Consider the following 16633-nt stretch of genomic DNA (forward strand, 5'->3'; position numbering starts at 1 on the left):
CGCACGTAGGGATGTCGGCTGCATATTCAAAGGGCTGTTACCGCTTATTTGTTTCAGGCGGTGGTTTCATCCCGGTGCTGCGCGAAGACTCTGGTGAGCCAATCGATGAAGACGCGCACGCGGGGAGAAAGCTGGCGGTTGCGGGGATAGAGCAGCGATACCGGCGTCTTCGTCAGGGGATAGTCCGTCAGGATCGATACCAGCTCGCCGGAATCGAGATATTGTTGCATATGGTACCGCGGCACCTGGATGATGCCTAGCCCGAGCCTTGCCGCAGCGTGCATGCTTTCGGCAGCATTCACCGAAACCGTCGTCGGCAGCATGATATTGCGCACCTCCCCGTCGATGATGAATTCAAGGGGCAGCAATCCGCCTGCTGCCGTCGAACGGAAGCCGACCATGCGGTGGCCCTCCAGCCTTTCCGGATGCTCCGGCATCCCATGGCGTTCGATATAGGCGGGTGAGGCAAGTGTCAGCTCTTCCAGCATCGCAACGCGGCGGGCGACCATGTCGCTATCCTGGGAAATGCCGACGCGCAGCACGCAGTCGATACCCTCGCGCACCAGGTCCACCAGCCTGTCGCCCTCGCTCATGTAGAACTCGATGTCGGGATAAGTCTCGAGGAACGAGGGCAGGCTCGGCAGCACGAAATGCCGCGCCAGCGTCCCGTGGACATCGACGCGCAGCAGCCCTTTCGGCTTGGCGCCGGCAAAGGCGCCCTCGGCATCCTCGATGTCGGCGAGTATGCTGAGGCATCGCTGGTAATAGGCCTCGCCGTCGAGCGTCGGGCTGACATGGCGGGTCGTGCGCTGCAGCAGGCGCACGCCGAGGCGCGCCTCAACCTGCTTGACCGCATCGGTCACCGTCGAGCGTGGCAGCCCGGTGTCCTCGGCCGCCAGTGTGAAGCTGCGTCTTTCAACGACGCGGGTGAAGACCCGCATGGCATCGAACCTGTCCATCGTATTTGTTCGCATTTCCCGGATAGTGATGCCGGATAATGGCCGATTATCCGCCGTTCGAAAAGGGGCATCTTCCTCTCATCGAAACGCGCTGAGGCGCAAACACACTGAGGAGAAAGACAATGTCCGTTGAGAGCAACAAGGTCGCCATCGTCACCGGCGCTTCCAGAGGCATCGGCGCCGCGATTGCCGAGCGTCTCGGCAAGGATGGTTTCACCGTCGTCGTCAACTATGCAGGCAGCGCCGCCTCAGCCGAGGACGTGGTGCGCAAGATCGAGCAGGCCGGCGGCAAGGCCGTGGCGGCACAGGCCGACGTTTCGGATGCCGAAGCCGTCCGCCACATGTTCGATACGGCTGAAACCGCATTCGGGGGCGTCGACGTGCTCGTCAACAATGCCGGCATCATGCTGCTTTCGCCTCTGGTGAATGTCGATGACGCCAGCTTTGATCGCCAGATCGCGATCAATCTCAAGGGCACGTTCAACACGCTGCGCGAAGCTGCAAAGCGCCTGCGCGAAGGCGGCCGGGTCATCAATTTCTCGTCGAGCGTCGTTGGCCTGAAGCCGGAAAGCTACGCCGTCTATGCCGGCACCAAGGCTGCGGTCGAAACCATGACGGGCATCATGTCCAAGGAAATGCGCGGCCGCAAGATCACGGTCAATGCAGTCGCTCCCGGCCCGACGGCCACCGATCTCTTCCTCAACGGCAAGTCCGACGAACTCATCGATCGGCTGGCCAAGGCAAACCCGCTGGAACGTCTCGGGACGCCTGACGACATCGCCAGTGTTGTCGCCTTCCTTGCCGGCCCCGACGGCACCTGGGTCAACGGTCAGGTGCTGCGCGCCAATGGCGGCATGATCTGAGGTTTTGACTGGCAGGTGGGGGCGGGTCACTCGGTAGCAAATGAAACCTTGCTGTCTGTCGTGGCCCTGTCCCCTGTCATTCCTGTGCTTGTCACAGGAATCCAGTCACGGCGCGTCTGCGACGTGAAAAAACTTTCCTCGGCCCAAGGACTTGGGCCGGCTGGATCCCTGTGACGAGCACAGGGATGACGGAGGAGAGGAAGAGTGCCTCCGCCTTTCGTAAATCCCATTTACCCCATCCCGAAGGATCAAGATCATGAGCAAGCAAGTTATCGTCATCACGGGTGCATCGAGCGGCTTTGGCGCACTCACGGCCCGCGCCCTCGCCAAGGCCGGCCACACCGTCTATGCCGGCATTCGCGGCACCGAAGGACGCAACGCTTCTGCAGTTGCCGAGGCTGCGGCCTTCGCCAAGGACAACGCCGTCGACCTTCGCTCCGTCGAACTCGACGTCGCCAATGATGCTTCCGTCGAAGCCGGCATTGCCAAGGTCATCGCCGACGAAGGCCGCATCGACGTGCTCGTCCACAATGCCGGCCACATGTCCTTCGGCCCGGCCGAAGCCTTCACGTCGGAACAATATGCCGAGCTCTTCGATATCAACGTCCTTTCGACCCAGCGCATCAACCGTGCGGCGCTGCCCTTTATGCGCAAGGCGGGGAAGGGCCTGGTCGTCTGGGTATCCTCATCAAGCACCCGCGGCGGCACGCCGCCCTATCTCGCTCCTTATTTCGCTGCCAAGGCCGCGATGGATTCGCTTGCGGTCTCCTACGCCAGCGAGCTCAACCGCTGGGGCATCGAGACCGCGATCATCGTGCCCGGCGCCTTCACCAAGGGCACCAACCACTTCGCCCATTCCGGCTCCCCGGCCGATACGGCCCGCGCTGCCGAATACAATGACGGTCCCTACAAGGGCGTGACGGATCAGGCACTGAAGGGTCTTGCCTCGCTCGAACCGGCCGATGCAGACGCAGGTGCCGTGGCTGTCGCGATCGTCGACGTGGTCAACATGCCATTTGGCAAGCGTCCGTTCCGCACTCATATCGATCCGTCGGAAGATGGTGCGGAGATCGTCAACGGCGTCGCTGACCGCGTTCGCGCCGAGCTCTTCCGCCGGATCGGCCTGGACGACCTTTTGAAGCCGACCGTCAGGGGCTGATTACCGGTCGTTATGTCCATCGCGTCAAATCGCCGCTTTGCACCCCGCAAAGCGGCGATTTCCATGTTTTCGGCCATCAATTCGATATCGCCGCTTTCTTGCGTCGTGGAATGGTATTAAAGCGAACCCTCAGAAGCCCCCGGGATTACCTTCATGCAAGATAAAGATATCAGCGAGATTGCTGCATGGTTGATGCAGCAAGGCCTGAAAGGCGCTTCGGAAGCCGCGTTGCTCAGTGGTTTCTGCGATGCCTGCTATCAGCACGGCCTCGAACTCGGCCGAGCGATGGCACTGATGGACACGCTGCACCCCGTTTATGAAGGCCGCGCATTTCGCTGGGATCGGCGCGAAGCCGTCGAGCCGGTATTCGAATACGGCCCGACGGGACGCGGCATCGCGCAGGAAAACTGGCTGCGCTCGGCTTTCTATTACCTGCTGAGCAGCGGCGAGCCCGAAGTTCGCCGGCGCATCACGGGTGGCGATCCGATCGATTTCTACGGGCTGGACAGCATGCAGGAGTCCGGCCACACCGATTTCATCGCCTTTGCCCAACGCTTCGAAGAAGCCGGTACGATCGGCGAGATGGATTGCTTTTTCTCGCATTTCGCAAGCACTGCCAAGGACGGTTTTTCCGGGGAAGACCTGGCGACCCTGCGCCGCCTCGTGCCTGCGCTCGGGCTTGCGATCAAATGCACGGCGCTCGGCCGCATCGCGCGCACCATTGCCGAGGTCTATCTCGGCGAGGATGCCGCCCGGCATGTGCTGGAGGGCAAGATCAGCCGCGGCAAGGCAGAGCGGATCTCGGCGGCGCTATGGTTTTCCGACCTTGCGAACTATACGCGCATTTCGGATACGGCCGAGCCGGATGAACTCATCCCGATGCTGAACGACTATGCCGATGCCGTCATATCCTCGATCCATGAGGCCGGCGGCAACGTGCTGAAATTGATCGGTGACGGGACGCTTGCCATCTTCAAAGCCGAGGATACCAGCGATGCCTGTGCTGCGGCTCTCAAGGCCGAATCCCTGTTGCGCCAGCGTCTGAGGGACCTCAATTCACAGCGGCAGATCGAGGGGCGGCCGGTGACGGAAGTCTATCTCGGGCTGCATATCGGCGATGTCTTCTATGGCAATATCGGCAGCCAGGATCGGCTGGATTTCACGGTCATCGGGCCTGCTGTCAACGAGGTGAGCCGCATTGCATCGATGTGCCATTCCGCGGATCGCGATATCCTGATGTCGTCGAGTTTCGCCTCGTCGGCGCAGGTCGTGCAGCGCAACGATATCGTCTCCGTCGGCCGTTATGCGCTGCGCGGCGTCAAGCGCGCACAGGAGCTTTTCACGCTGATCTCGGCGGCCTGACGCAATTTCAGCAAAGGTGTCGCGCGGCTTTGCGTCCGGAATTGCGTAGGATCAAAACTTATCGGCGGCCGGCGGCAAACATCGGGCCGCCGCGATGGGACGGGAAGCCGTAGCCGTTGATCATGACGAGATCGATATCGCCGGGGCGTGCCGCGATGCCTTCGGCAAGCAATGCCTCGCCCTCGTCGGCCATGGCCTTTAGCAGGCGAGCGGTGATCTCGTCGGCATTGAAATGTCTGGGTTCGATGCCTTTTTCGGCTCGAACTTGCTCGATCAGGGCGGTCACTTCGGGGTCCACAGAGCGCTTGCCATCGGGATAGGCATACCAGCCCTTACCAGCCTTCTGGCCGAAACGCTGCGCCTCGCAGAGCCGGTCTGCGATATCCACGTAGCGAGCGGCGGGATCGCGGGTTGCGGCCTGGCGCTTGCGCTTTGCCCAGGCAATCTCGAGGCCTGCCATGTCGTAGACCGCGAAAAGGCCCATCGGAAAGCCGTAGGCCTCCAGCGCCGCATCGATCTCGTGCGGCAGGGCGCCGTCCTCCAGCATGAATTCAGCCTCGCGGCGATAGGCCGAGAAAATGCGGTTGCCGATGAAGCCTTCGGTCACGCCGCAGACGACAGGCAGCTTGCCGAGCTTCTTGGCAACGGCGAGTGCGGTGACGAGCACGTCGGGCGCTGATTTCGCGCAGTTCACGACCTCGACCAGCCGCATGATGTGGGCCGGCGAGAAGAAGTGCAGGCCGACCACCCGCTCGGGATGGGCGGTGGCGGCGGCAATCGCGTTCGGGTCCAGATAGCTGGTATTGGTGGCAAGGATCGCGTCCGGTCGGACGATGTTGTCGAGGCGCTGGAAGAGTTCGGTCTTGACCACAAGGTCGTCGAAGACGGCTTCGATGACGAGATCGGCGGCGGCAAGTTCCGACGCGTCAGATGTTACGGTCAGCCGCTGCAGGCGCCCGTCGCGTCCGGCGGCATCCAGCCGGCCGGTCTGCACGGCCTTGTCGAGAAGGCCAGAGATCCGCTCACGGCCCTTGTCGGCCGCATCCTGTGTCTGCTCGACGCCGATGACGCGATAGCCGCCATTGAGCGCAGCAACGGCGATGCCCGAGCCCATCAGGCCGGTGCCGACGATGCCGATCACGTCGACCTTGCGTGCCTTCACCGTTTCGAGGCCATCGACCTTGCCGGCGGCGCGCTCGGCGAAGAAGACGTGGCGAAGGGCGGCGGCTTCGTCGCTGTCGCGCAGTTCGAGAAAGGTGCGGCGTTCCTCTGCCAAGCCCTCGGCAAGCGGGGCAGTGGCGGCAAGGCGCACGAGGCGGATCGCTTCGAGCGGCGCGCGCTGGCCTTTGGCCTTGCGGGCGGCATCGGCGGCCGCCTTCTCGAGGGTGTCGGCCGGCGCATCGGGAACTGTCAGCGCGCCGGTGCGGCGAAGAGGCTTGCCGACGAGGCCTTTCGCGACCTCGGCAGCGGCGCCGACCACATCGGCGTCTACAACCGCGTCGACAATGCCAAGCGACCGCGCTTCACCGGCGCCGACGAGGCGGGCCGACGAGATCAGTTCGATGGCTGCGGGTGTTCCGGTCAGGCGCGGCAGGCGCTGCGTGGCACCCGCGCCCGGCACGATGCCGAGCTTGACTTCGGGCAGGCCGATCTTCGCCGAAGAAAGGGCGATGCGATGATGGCAGGCGAGCGTCAGCTCGCAGCCGCCGCCGAGGGCCGCGCCATTGATAGCGGCAACGGCAGCCTTCCTGAAGGCTTCGATGCGCTCGATGACCTGCGGCAGCGTCGGTTCGACGGGCGGCTTGCCGAATTCCTTGATGTCGGCGCCGCCGACGAAGGTATTGCCGGCGCCAGTCAGCGCGATTGCCTGCACTGTCGCGTCCACTTCGGCGCGGTCGAGCGCCGCCATCAGACCAGCGCGAACGTCCGCCGATGTGGCGTTGACCGGCGGATTGTCGATGGTGACGACAAGAACGCCGTTACGCACCGAGCCCGAGATCGTGTCGGAAAAGCGCAAGTCCGGCATGGTTCACCTATTCCGGGATGACGGCGGTTGCCTGGATCTCGATCTTGGCGCGGTCCTCGACGAGGGCGACGACCTGCATTGCGGCCATGGCCGGGAAATGCCGGCCGATGATGTCGCGATAGGCCTGGCCGATGCCTTTGAGGTTGCCGAGATATTCAGCCTTGTCGGTGAAATACCAGGTCATCGAGGTGATGTGCTGCGGTTCGGCGCCACCCTCGGCGAGGATCGCAACGACGTTCTTCAGCGTCTGACGCACCTGCTCGACGAAATCGTCGCTCTCGAATTCGCAGGCGGCGTTCCAGCCGACCTGACCGCCGACGAAGACCGTACGACCGGTTGCGGCGACGCCGTTGGCATAGCCGATGGGCTTGGCCCAACCTTCAGGTTGCAGGATGGTGTGCATCGGCGGTCTCCAAATGAGAGGTCAGCGCGGCACGGATATCCTCCGGCCAGGCAAGGGATTGATGGGTATCGAGCGAGGTCGAGACGACGCGGTGCTTGGCGCTCCACAGTAGCTTGCCGTTGGCGGATATCTCATGCTCGAGATCGAGCGAGGACCGGCCGACGCCGCGGACATGGAGCGCAAATTCCAGCGTGTCGCCCTGGAAGCCGGGGCTGGAAAAGGTCAGATCGAGGCGCACCGTCGGAACGCCGAGGCGCCTGTCGTCAATCATCGTCTTCCAGGGAAAGCCGAGCGATGCGAAGAAGTCCTCCAGAACACCGACGAGGATGTTCAGGTAGGACGGGAAATAGGCGATCCCTGAAGGATCGCAGTCCCCGAAGCGCAGCGGTCTTTCGGTGCGAAACGCCAATTCCGTCCTCAATTCGCGAAAGCGGCAATGCCCGTGATGGCGCGGCCGAGGATGAGGGCGTGGACGTCGTGCGTACCTTCGTAGGTGTTGACGACTTCGAGGTTGACCATGTGGCGGGCAATGCCGAATTCGTCGGAAATGCCGTTGCCGCCGAGCATGTCGCGGGCTGCGCGGGCAATGTCCAGCGCCTTGCCGCAGGAGTTGCGCTTCAGGATCGAGGTCAGTTCGACCGGCGGATGGCCGTCTTCCTTCATGCGGCCGAGGCGCAGGCAGCCTTGCAGGCCGAGCGTGATCTCGGTCACCATGTCGGCGAGCTTCTTCTGGATCAGCTGGTTGGCGGCGAGCGGCCGGCCGAACTGCTTGCGGTCGAGAACATATTGCCGGGCCTTGGCATAGCAATCCTCGGCAGCCCCCAGCGCGCCCCAGGCAATGCCGAAACGGGCCGAGTTGAGGCAGGTGAAGGGACCCTTGAGGCCCGATACGTTGGGCAGCAGGTTTTCTTCGGGCACGAAGACATTGTCCATGACGACTTCGCCCGTGATCGAGGCGCGAAGCCCGACCTTGCCGTGGATTGCCGGGGCGGTGAGGCCCTTCCAGCCCTTTTCGAGGATGAAGCCGCGGATGACACCATCCTCGGTCTTCGCCCAGACGACGAAGACGTCGGCGATCGGGGCGTTGGAAATCCAGGTCTTGGCGCCGGTCAGGCTATAGCCGCCATCGACCTTCTTTGCGCGTGTGACCATCGAGCCCGGGTCGGAGCCGTGGTTCGGTTCGGTCAGGCCGAAGCAGCCGATCCATTCGCCCGAGCTAAGCTTCGGCAGGTATTTCTGCTTCTGCGCTTCCGAGCCGAAGGCGTCGATCGGCACCATGACGAGGGAGGACTGCACGCTCATCATCGAGCGATAACCGCTGTCGACGCGCTCGATCTCGCGCGCGATCAGGCCATAGGCGACGTAACCGAGGCCGGCGCCGCCATATTCCGGTGCGATTGTCGGCCCGAGCAGGCCGAGTTCGCCCATTTCGCGGAAGATAGCGGGATCGGTCTTCTCATGACGGAAGGCGTCAAGCACGCGCGGCGCCAGCTTCTCCTGCGCATAGGCATGCGCGGTGTCGAGCACCATGCGCTCGTCGTCGTTCAACTGCTCCGTCAGCCGGAATGGATCCGCCCAATCAAAGACTTCGCGTGTCGATGCCATGAGTATGTCTCCCGTCAAATGGTCTTGAGGAGTTCGCGGGCGACGATGAGTTTCTGAACCTCCGTCGCACCTTCGTAGATGCGCAGCGCGCGAATCTCCCGATAGAGTTTTTCCGTTATTTCACCAGTCCGCACCCCGCGGCCGCCGAAGAGCTGGACGGCGCGGTCGATGACATCCTGTGCCGTCTCGGTCGCCGTCATCTTCGCCATCGCCGCTTCGCGCGTCGTGGAAAGCTTCTGCACATCGCGTCGCCAGGCCGCCCGATAGGTCAAAAGCGCTGCCGCATCGATGCCGGTCGCCATATCCCCGAGGGCCGCTTGCGTCAACTGAAGGTCGGCAAGCGCTGCGCCGAACATCGGCCGCGCCTTGGCATGAACGAGGGACTCGTCGAGCGCCCGGCGCGCGAAGCCCAGGGCCGCTGCGGCGACTGAGGCGCGGAAGATGTCCAGCGTGCGCATGGCGATCTTGAAGCCTTCGCCGGGCGCGCCCAGGCGGCGCGAGGCCGGGATGCGGCAGTTTTCGAACCGGATCGTCGCCAGCGGATGCGGCGCGATCACCTCGATGCGCTCGGAGATCGAGAAGCCGGGATCATCGGCAAAGACGACGAAGGCCGAGATGCCGCGTGTGCCCGGCGCCTCGCCGGATCGAGCGAAGACGGTATAGACGTCGGCGATGCCGCCGTTGGAAATCCAGGTCTTTTCGCCATCCAGCACATAATGGTCGCCATCGGCGTGGGCGGCGCAGGCCATGGCGGCGACGTCGGAGCCGGCATCCTTTTCCGAGAGCGCGAAGGCGGAGAGCCATTCGCCGGAGCGGACCTTGGGCAGAACGGCAGCGCGCAGTTCCGCGGAGTCGGTCAACCCGATCGCGCCGGTACCAAGACCCTGCATGGCGAAGGCGAAATCGGCAAGCCCGTCGTGCCAGGCGAGCGTTTCGCGGGCGAGGCAGACAAGGCGGGAATCGATCAGCGGCTCGGCATCCGAGGTGCCGGTAGCGGCGGCAAGCAGACCGGCGTCGCCGAGCGCCTTCACCAGCTTGCGGCAGGCGCCGTCGACATCGGCGTGGTCGATGCCGGCCATGACGCCCGATCTGGCGAAGTCGTCGACCCTGGCCGCGAAATCGCGGTGGCGCTCTTCGAAGAACGGCCAGTCCAGATGGTCCCGCGACGGTCCGGGAAGCGTCGATGCCTGACCCATGTTAGTTCCCCTGGAACTCGGGCTTGCGCTTGGCCGCGAAGGCCTCGAAGGCGCGGCGAAAATCCTGTGTCGCCATGCAGACCGCCTGGGCCTGGGCTTCGGACTCAATCATCTCGTCGATGCCCATCGCCCATTCCTGGTTCAGCATGGTCTTGGTCATGCCATGCGCGAACCAGGGACCGTCGGCGAGCGAATGGGCAAGCTTGAGCGCTTCGGCTTCGAGATCGGCCGCGGCGTGCAAGGCGTTGTAGAAGCCCCAGGCATTGCCCTCGGTAGCGCTCATCGAACGGCCGGTGAAGAGCAGTTCGGCGGCGCGGCCCTGGCCGATGATGCGCGGGAGGATGCCGCAAGCGCCCATGTCCGCCCCGGCAAGGCCGACGCGGGTAAAGAGGAAGGCGGTTTTGGCTTCCGGCGTCGCGAGCCTGAGGTCCGAGGCCATTGCGAGGATCGCGCCGGCGCCGGCGCAGATGCCGTCGACAGCCGCGATGATCGGCTGCGGGCACTTGCGCATCGCCTTGACGAGATCGCCGGTCATGCGGGTGAAGGCCAGAAGCTCCGGCATCGCCATGCGCGTCAGGGGCTCGATGATCTCGAAGACGTCGCCGCCCGACGAAAAATTGCCGCCGGAGCCGGCCAGCACGATCGCGCGGATATCCGAGGCATAGACGAGGTCGCGGAAGAGATCGCGCAGCTCGGCATAGCTTTCGAAGGTGAGCGGGTTCTTGCGCTCCGGCCGGTTCAGCCGGATGGTCGCGACGCGGCCGTCCTCACTGACTTCCCAGAGGAAATGCTTCGGCTGATAATCCCTAAAGGGCGTCAAATGACCCCGCATCGTCATATCATGATCGCTCATCCTGCCAAAACCTCCCCGCCGGCAACCGCGATTGCCTGTCCTGTTATCGATGCCGCATTGGGCGATGCGAGCCAGATCACCGTATCGGCGACCTCCTCCGGCTGCACCAGCCGCCCCTGCGGATTGGATTTCGTGAATTCCGCCATGGCCTGCTCGGGCGTGCGGCCAGTCTTGGCGACGATCGTCTCGATTGAGCGCGCGATGATCGGGGTGTCGGTAAAGCCCGGGCAGACAGCATTGACCGTCACGCCCGTCTTTGCCAGCTCCAGCGCCAGCGAGCGGGTCAGGCCGACAACGCCGTGCTTGGCGGCTACATAGGCCGAAACATAGCCATAGCCGGTGAGCCCGGCCGTCGAGGCGATGTTGATGATGCGGGCGCCGTTTCCATGCGCCTTGAGATCGGGCAGGGCGGCCTGCGTCACCAGGAAAACGCCGGTCAGGTCGACAGAGAGAACGTGGTTCCACATGTCGAGACTGGTCTTCTCGAAGGGGGCGGTCGGCGCCTCGCCGGCGTTGTTCACGAGAACAGAGACGGGGCCGAATTTTTCCCGTGCGGCCGCAAAGCCTGCCGCGATCGCCTCGGGGCTGGTGACGTCGAAACCGGCGGCGACGAATGTGTTTTCGCCGAGTTCCGTGGCGAGCGCTTTCAGCGGCTCGCTGCGGCGGCCGGCAAGCGTCACGCGGGCACCCTCGGCGACAAGCGCGCGGGCGATCGCGGCCCCGATGCCGCTGCCGCCGCCTGTGACCAGCGTATGACGTCCTGCCAGTTTGCCTTCAGCGCTCATGCTGCCTCACTTCGCCTGAGTTGGCGCCGCGGTAGCGGCGCGGGCGAGATTCGCTTCGTATTGATACTTGCCCGACTGATATTGCTTCGGCCACGGAATTTCGGTGAGGCCGATCTTGGCCGCCTCGTGCAGCGACCAAGCGGGATCGGCCAGATGCGGGCGGGCGACGGCGCAAAGATCGGCGCGGCCGGCGGCAATGATCGAATTGGCGTGATCGGCCTCCGAAATTGCGCCGACGGCGATCGTCGGAATGCCGATCTCGTTGCGGATCTTGTCTGAGAAGGGCGTCTGGAAGAGGCGGCCATAGACCGGCTTTTCCTCTTTCGAGACCTGGCCCGACGAGCAGTCGATCAGGTCAGCGCCAGCATCCTTGAACATCTGCGCGAAGATTGCCGCATCCTCGGGCGTGTTGCCGTCGTCGGTCCAGTCATGGCAGGAGAGGCGCACCGACATCGGCTTTTCCTCCGGCCAGACTTCGCGGATGGCGCGGAAGACTTCCAGCGGAAAGCGGGCGCGGTTCTCGTGGCTGCCGCCATATTCGTCGTCGCGCAGATTGGTAAGCGGCGACAGGAAGCTCGAGAGCAGATAGCCGTGGGCGCAGTGCAACTCCAGCCAGTCGGCGCCGGTCGTGGCCGCGAGCTGGGCGGCTCGGACGTGATCGGCCTTGACGCGGTCCATGTCCGATCGGTCCATGGCCTTCGGTACCTGGCTGTTCTTCAGATAGGGAATGGCTGACGCCGAGATCAGCGGCCATTCGCCTTCCGAAAGCGGCTGGTCGATGCCTTCCCAGGCAAGCTTCGTCGCGCCCTTGCGGCCGGCATGGCCGAGCTGGATGCCGACCTTGGCGGCGCTGCTCGTATGCACGAAATCGACGAGGCGTTTCCACTGCGCGGCCTGTTCCTCGTTCCAGAGGCCGAGGCAGCCGGGGGTGATGCGCGCATCCGGCGAGACGCAGGTCATTTCCGCGAAGATCAAGCCTGCGCCGCCGAGCGCGCGGGAGCCGAGATGGACCATGTGGAAGTCGTTGATGAGCCCGTCGTCGGCCGAATACATCGCCATCGGCGAGACGACGACGCGGTTGACGAGCGAGGTGCCGCGCAGCTGATAGGGCGTGAACATTGGCGGTAGGCAGCGGTCGCTGCCGACAGGCAGACCGGATTTCTTCGCAAACCAGCGCTCATAGCCTTCCAGCCAGGTCTTGTCGCGCAGGCGAAGATTCTCGTGGCTGATGCGCTGCGAGCGGGTCAGCATGGAATACATGAACTGTTCCGGCTCCAGCTGATCGGCATAGCGGCGGCCGACCACTTCGAACCATTCCATCGCGTTGCGCGCGGCATTCTGGATGCGGGCGACATCGACGCGACGGATTTCCTCGTAGGTTTCGAGGACATCAGGGATCCTGTCCTTGCCGTGGCCATGGATTTGGAACTGGTTGGCAAGCTCGATCGCATCGTCGATTGCAAGCTTGGTGCCGGAGCCGATGGCGAAATGGGCGGTGTGGGCGGCGTCGCCCATCAGCACAACATGCGAATTGCCATTGAAATGGCTCCATTTGCCGCAGATCAGGCGGTTGAAGTTCAGCCAGGCCGAGCCACGCAGATGGCGCGCATTGGTCATCAGCTCGGCGCCGTCGAGCACTTCCGAAAAGAGGCCCTGGCAGAAATCGATCGAGCCCTGCTGGTCGATCTTGTCGAGACCATGGGCGAGATAGGCTTCTTCCGTTGTCTCGACGATGAAGGTCGAGGTCTTGTCGTCGAACTTGTAGATATGCGCCTGGAACCAGCCATGATCCGTCTTGCGGAAATCGAAGGTGAAGGCGTCGTAGAGCTTGTTGGTGCCGAGCCAGATATAGCGGTTCGGCCGAGTGATCATGTCCGGCTGGAAGATATCGGCATAGCGATTGCGGATCTTCGAGTTCAGGCCGTCGGAGGCGATGATGAGGTCGGCGTCGGGGTAGTCGAGATCGGAACTGACGTCGGTTTCGAAGACGAGTTCAACGCCGAGTTCCTCACAACGCTTCTGCAGGATGTTCAGCAGCTTCTTGCGGCCGATGCCGACGAAGCCGTGGCCCGAGGTGCGCTGGCGCGTGCCCTTGAACAAGACCTCGATATCGTCCCAGTGGTTGAAGGCATCCTCGATCTCGGCCGCACTTTCGGGATCCCATTTGCGCATGGAAACCATGGTCGCGTCCGAGAAGACGACGCCCCAGCCGAAGGTATCGTAGGGCTTGTTGCGTTCGACGACCCTGACATCATGTTCGGGATGCAGCTTCTTCATCAGAAGGCCGAAATAGAGGCCCGCCGGGCCGCCTCCGATACAGACGATGCGCATGGCAATTCCTTTCCGCATTCCGAAGTCGGTCATTACTTTAAACCTAAAATATATCCACATCCTTCGGGTGGTCAAGCGATAGATGCGGCTTTCGACAGTAGAAATCAAATTTATTTTAGGCTTAAAATTTCAAGCTTGAAATGGAGAAGGTGCGATGCCATCCTGCTCGCGCAGGCACAGATCAAGGTCTCGTAGAAGGCCGTGCCGCCGCATGTTGCAATCGCGCTGCAGAGCAGGGGAACGAAGATGCTTGGACCGACCGGTCACGCCGATACATTTACCCGGGACAATCTACCGCCGCTTGCCGAGTGGCCGGAATTGCTGATGGATGGCTTCGACTATCCGGAATGGCTGAACGCCGCCTACGAGCTGACCGACCGCATGGTCGAGCGCGGCTTCGGAGACCGGGTGGCGCTGATCGGCAATGGCCGCCGCCGCACCTACAAGGAGCTGACGGACTGGACGAGCCGGATCTCCCATGCCCTCACCGAGGATTACGGGCTGAAGCCCGGCAATCGCGTGTTGATCCGATCCGCCAATACGCCGGCCATGATCGCGTGCTGGCTGGCCGTGACCAAGGCCGGCGGCGTCGCGGTCAATACCATGCCGATGCTGCGCGCAGGCGAGCTTGCCAAGGTCGTCGACAAGGCGGAGATCGGGCTGGCGCTCTGCGATACGCGGCTGATGGACGAGATGGTCGCTGTTGCCAAGGACAGCCGCTGCCTGAGGCAGGTGGTCGGCTTCGACGGCACCGCCAATCACGACGCTGAGCTCGACCGCATCGCGCTGAACAAGCCCGTGCATTTCGATGCCGTGAAGACCGGCCGCGATGATGTCGCGCTGCTCGGCTTTACCTCGGGATCCACAGGCGTGCCGAAGGCGACGATGCATTTTCATCGCGACCTGCTGATCATTGCCGATGCCTATGCGAAGGAAGTGCTTGCCGTCACGCCCGACGACGTTTTCGTCGGCTCGCCGCCGATCGCCTTCACCTTCGGGCTCGGCGGGCTGGTGATCTTCCCGCTGCGATTCGGGGCGTCTGCGGCTCTCTTGGAAACCGCCTCGCCGCAGAACATGGTGCAGATCATCCAGGATCTGAAGGCGACGATCACCTTCACCGCGCCGACGGCCTATCGCGCCATGCTGGCCGCCATGGATGCGGGCGCCGATCTCTCGTCGCTGCGCATCGCGGTCTCGGCGGGCGAGACCCTGCCGGCGCCGGTCTATCATGAATGGGTTACGAAGACGGGAAAGCCGATCCTCGACGGCATCGGCTCGACCGAGATGCTGCATATCTTCATCTCCAACCGGCTGGGCGATGCGAAACCCGGCTGCACCGGCAAGCCGCTATCAGGCTACGAGGCGCGCATCGTCGATGAAGCGATGAACGAGGTGCCGCGCGGCGGCATCGGCCGGCTCGCCGTTCGCGGGCCGATCGGCTGCCGCTATCTCGCCGACACGAGGCAGGCGGACTATGTCCGCGCCGGATGGAATCTGACGGGCGATTCCTTCACGCAGGACGAGGACGGCTATTTCCACTTCGCCGCCCGCTCGGACGACATCATCGTCTCCGCCGGCTACAACATCGCCGGCCCGGAGGTGGAAGCCGCGCTGCTGCAGCACCCTGATGTCCGCGAATGCGCCGTCATCGGCGCTTCCGACGAGGCGAGGGGGACGATCGTGCAGGCACACGTCGTTTTGGTCGATGGCGCGCAGGCGTCAGATGCCATGGCGAAGCTGCTGCAGGAACATGTGAAGGCGGTCATCGCGCCCTACAAGTATCCGCGGTCGATCGTGTTCACCGAGGCGCTGCCGAAGACGGAGTCGGGGAAGATCCAGCGGTTTCGGTTGAAGTGAGAGAGAAATCGCGCGTAGCGGTGATCCGCTGCCTGACCCCTTGGTTTGGGCAGTGTGAGTAGCCGTGGCCGTCGGTTCGTTAGGATGTCAGTGCAAAGACGTCTCTACAGGCGGGCTCGGGTCAACGCTGGTTTTCGCGCAACCTTTCGCTTGCTATCGGAGATGAGACGGCGCAGGGTGCCGCTGCCGATAGCCATTTATCCGGGCGCTGTCGCTAAAGGGCACTACCACCCTTGCCCCAACAAAAGGAGGACACGATGTCTTCCACTCACAACAGTACATATCTTTCTTCCTCAGACCTGAACATGCTTGAGGCCATTCTTTCCCAGGAAGGTCTTCTACAAGGAAAAGCGGGCGAACGAGCCGATATCGCCAGAAGATTGATTCGTTCCTTGTTTCACGCCGGTAAAAAGTCTTCAGCGGAGCTATCGAGCGCGCTTCGGCTTCAAATGAAGAGAACCCGATCGCGCGGCATGGCAACTGCACTTCATCGATATGCGATTCAGGGGCTTCCGGTTTCAATGCAGGCCAAGCCTAACTTAGAGGTAGGGCGAGAAAACCCAGCCTCATGTTCTGGGATTTAATCCTCCTCGCAATCATCGTCGGCGCCATCATCATACGGCACGAGGCCAACCTGATCCTCGCGCGTGCCCAGGCTCAGGGCTGGCAGCATCTTCCAATGCGATGATCCTTCACCGACCTTCGATTGAAAGCATATCGTAACACAAGGACAAAGTCGTTGGTGGACAAATGGGACTTGGACGAGCAAGGCAACATCCGGGTGAATCCTCTGTTTGGATATGAGACAGCTACTGTCGCGGCAAGGTTGGCACTCATCCGACTGGACTATGCCAACGGCGAAGAGGAATGGAACAGTCGAACGATCCATCGCCTTCAGATGACGCTCACCCCGACCCAATGTCGTGCCCTCGCTCAAACGCTGTTTGAGGTTGCAGAGGCCGTTGACGGTCGGGGTGGCGAACAAGAGCATTTTCGTTCGCGATTTGAGCAGGCGCCAGACCAAGGCTGAAAGAACTGGAACAATACCGCACACATCACTTCGGCGAATGGGGCGAAGATCATCCGAATTAACTCGCTATTATCCCGCGTATGTGAGCTAGTGCCGAAAGCCGGTGGTTTGTTCTCGAGGGGACCGTAGAACAGCCTCATGGAGCTCGTCGGAGCCCGCTTTGTGCCCTTAGCGGGCTCCTTCTGGGGCTGCGCTGGACTCTGC

At 62.8% G+C, this 16633-nt stretch carries 15 protein-coding genes; 6 read left to right on the forward strand and 9 right to left on the reverse strand.

Annotated elements, in window-relative coordinates; translation table 11 throughout:
• Window positions 1-53: 53 nt before the first annotated feature.
• On the reverse strand, window positions 54-959 hold the full coding sequence (locus EV561_RS05530) for a LysR family transcriptional regulator (protein ID WP_132518471.1): 906 nt from the start codon (window positions 957-959) through the stop codon (window positions 54-56).
• 122 nt (window positions 960-1081) lie between these two features.
• On the opposite strand from EV561_RS05530, the gene EV561_RS05535 reads away from it, so the two are divergent.
• From EV561_RS05535 to EV561_RS05545, 3 genes are all read left to right on the forward strand, one after another.
• Window positions 1082-1822 carry an SDR family oxidoreductase gene (locus EV561_RS05535; protein ID WP_132518473.1) on the forward strand — a complete coding sequence of 247 codons (741 nt, stop codon included), beginning with the start codon at window positions 1082-1084 and terminating at the stop codon, window positions 1820-1822.
• A gap of 256 nt (window positions 1823-2078) precedes the next feature.
• Window positions 2079-2981, forward strand: a complete 903-nt coding sequence (locus tag EV561_RS05540; RefSeq protein WP_132518475.1) for an SDR family oxidoreductase — start codon at window positions 2079-2081, stop codon at window positions 2979-2981.
• A 153-nt stretch (window positions 2982-3134) separates the two neighbouring features.
• On the forward strand, window positions 3135-4343 hold the full coding sequence (locus tag EV561_RS05545) for an adenylate/guanylate cyclase domain-containing protein (protein WP_132518477.1): 1209 nt from the start codon (window positions 3135-3137) through the stop codon (window positions 4341-4343).
• A gap of 58 nt (window positions 4344-4401) precedes the next feature.
• Here EV561_RS05545 and EV561_RS05550 read toward each other — a convergent pair whose 3' ends face one another.
• From EV561_RS05550 to EV561_RS05585, 8 genes are read right to left on the reverse strand one after another with little or no spacing between them, the layout of a single operon-like run.
• Window positions 4402-6369, reverse strand: coding sequence for a 3-hydroxyacyl-CoA dehydrogenase NAD-binding domain-containing protein (locus EV561_RS05550; protein WP_132518479.1), 1968 nt, complete (start codon window positions 6367-6369; stop codon window positions 4402-4404).
• A 7-nt stretch (window positions 6370-6376) separates the two neighbouring features.
• Window positions 6377-6772: a RidA family protein gene (locus EV561_RS05555; protein WP_132518481.1), complete on the reverse strand. Its 396-nt coding sequence runs from the start codon at window positions 6770-6772 to the stop codon at window positions 6377-6379.
• Window positions 6750-7181 carry a thioesterase family protein gene (locus EV561_RS05560; RefSeq protein ID WP_132518483.1) on the reverse strand — a complete coding sequence of 144 codons (432 nt, stop codon included), beginning with the start codon at window positions 7179-7181 and terminating at the stop codon, window positions 6750-6752. The genes EV561_RS05555 and EV561_RS05560 overlap by 23 nt, the downstream gene beginning before the upstream one ends.
• An 8-nt stretch (window positions 7182-7189) precedes the next feature.
• Entirely contained in the window at window positions 7190-8377 is a 1188-nt protein-coding gene (locus EV561_RS05565; protein ID WP_132518485.1) for an acyl-CoA dehydrogenase, read from the reverse strand.
• 14 nt (window positions 8378-8391) lie between these two features.
• Window positions 8392-9573 carry an acyl-CoA dehydrogenase family protein gene (locus tag EV561_RS05570; protein WP_132518487.1) on the reverse strand — a complete coding sequence of 394 codons (1182 nt, stop codon included), beginning with the start codon at window positions 9571-9573 and terminating at the stop codon, window positions 8392-8394.
• Window position 9574: 1 nt separating this feature from the next.
• Complete coding sequence (locus tag EV561_RS05575; protein WP_132518489.1) at window positions 9575-10426, reverse strand: enoyl-CoA hydratase family protein; 852 nt, start codon at window positions 10424-10426, stop codon at window positions 9575-9577.
• A complete protein-coding gene (locus EV561_RS05580) occupies window positions 10423-11211 on the reverse strand; it encodes an SDR family NAD(P)-dependent oxidoreductase (RefSeq protein WP_132518491.1) in 789 nt (262 codons plus the stop codon). Before EV561_RS05580 ends, EV561_RS05575 begins: the two co-directional genes overlap by 4 nt.
• A 6-nt stretch (window positions 11212-11217) precedes the next feature.
• On the reverse strand, window positions 11218-13542 hold the full coding sequence (locus tag EV561_RS05585) for a bifunctional salicylyl-CoA 5-hydroxylase/oxidoreductase (RefSeq protein WP_132519847.1): 2325 nt from the start codon (window positions 13540-13542) through the stop codon (window positions 11218-11220).
• A gap of 246 nt (window positions 13543-13788) precedes the next feature.
• Between EV561_RS05585 and EV561_RS05590 the strand changes: the two genes are divergently transcribed.
• The 3 genes from EV561_RS05590 (at window position 13789) to EV561_RS05600 (ending at window position 16429) form a co-directional block, all read left to right on the forward strand.
• Window positions 13789-15399 (forward strand): AMP-binding protein, encoded by a 1611-nt coding sequence (locus tag EV561_RS05590; RefSeq protein WP_132518493.1) that lies wholly within the window; start codon window positions 13789-13791, stop codon window positions 15397-15399.
• A gap of 257 nt (window positions 15400-15656) precedes the next feature.
• Window positions 15657-15983 carry a hypothetical protein gene (locus EV561_RS05595; RefSeq protein ID WP_132518495.1) on the forward strand — a complete coding sequence of 109 codons (327 nt, stop codon included), beginning with the start codon at window positions 15657-15659 and terminating at the stop codon, window positions 15981-15983.
• A 155-nt stretch (window positions 15984-16138) separates the two neighbouring features.
• Complete coding sequence (locus EV561_RS05600) at window positions 16139-16429, forward strand: hypothetical protein (protein ID WP_132518497.1); 291 nt, start codon at window positions 16139-16141, stop codon at window positions 16427-16429.
• Window positions 16430-16633: the final 204 nt, after the last annotated feature.

Origin of the sequence: Rhizobium sp. BK376, assembly GCF_004341625.1 — a bacterium.
Lineage (GTDB): Bacteria > Pseudomonadota > Alphaproteobacteria > Rhizobiales > Rhizobiaceae > Rhizobium.

Bases quoted from the DNA above. Each gene is read 5' to 3' on its own strand.
- EV561_RS05580 (WP_132518491.1), bottom strand. From the start codon at position 11,211: ATGAGCGCTGAAGGCAAACTGGCAGGACGTCATACGCTGGTCACAGGC.
- EV561_RS05570 (WP_132518487.1), bottom strand. From the start codon at position 9,573: ATGGGTCAGGCATCGACGCTTCCCGGACCGTCGCGGGACCATCTGGAC.
- EV561_RS05530 (WP_132518471.1), bottom strand. From the start codon at position 959: ATGGACAGGTTCGATGCCATGCGGGTCTTCACCCGCGTCGTTGAAAGA.
- EV561_RS05550 (WP_132518479.1), bottom strand. From the start codon at position 6,369: ATGCCGGACTTGCGCTTTTCCGACACGATCTCGGGCTCGGTGCGTAAC.
- EV561_RS05595 (WP_132518495.1), top strand. From the start codon at position 15,657: ATGTCTTCCACTCACAACAGTACATATCTTTCTTCCTCAGACCTGAAC.
- EV561_RS05575 (WP_132518489.1), bottom strand. From the start codon at position 10,426: ATGAGCGATCATGATATGACGATGCGGGGTCATTTGACGCCCTTTAGG.
- EV561_RS05565 (WP_132518485.1), bottom strand. From the start codon at position 8,377: ATGGCATCGACACGCGAAGTCTTTGATTGGGCGGATCCATTCCGGCTG.
- EV561_RS05590 (WP_132518493.1), top strand. From the start codon at position 13,789: ATGCTTGGACCGACCGGTCACGCCGATACATTTACCCGGGACAATCTA.
- EV561_RS05535 (WP_132518473.1), top strand. From the start codon at position 1,082: ATGTCCGTTGAGAGCAACAAGGTCGCCATCGTCACCGGCGCTTCCAGA.
- EV561_RS05545 (WP_132518477.1), top strand. From the start codon at position 3,135: ATGCAAGATAAAGATATCAGCGAGATTGCTGCATGGTTGATGCAGCAA.
- EV561_RS05555 (WP_132518481.1), bottom strand. From the start codon at position 6,772: ATGCACACCATCCTGCAACCTGAAGGTTGGGCCAAGCCCATCGGCTAT.
- EV561_RS05585 (WP_132519847.1), bottom strand. From the start codon at position 13,542: ATGCGCATCGTCTGTATCGGAGGCGGCCCGGCGGGCCTCTATTTCGGC.
- EV561_RS05540 (WP_132518475.1), top strand. From the start codon at position 2,079: ATGAGCAAGCAAGTTATCGTCATCACGGGTGCATCGAGCGGCTTTGGC.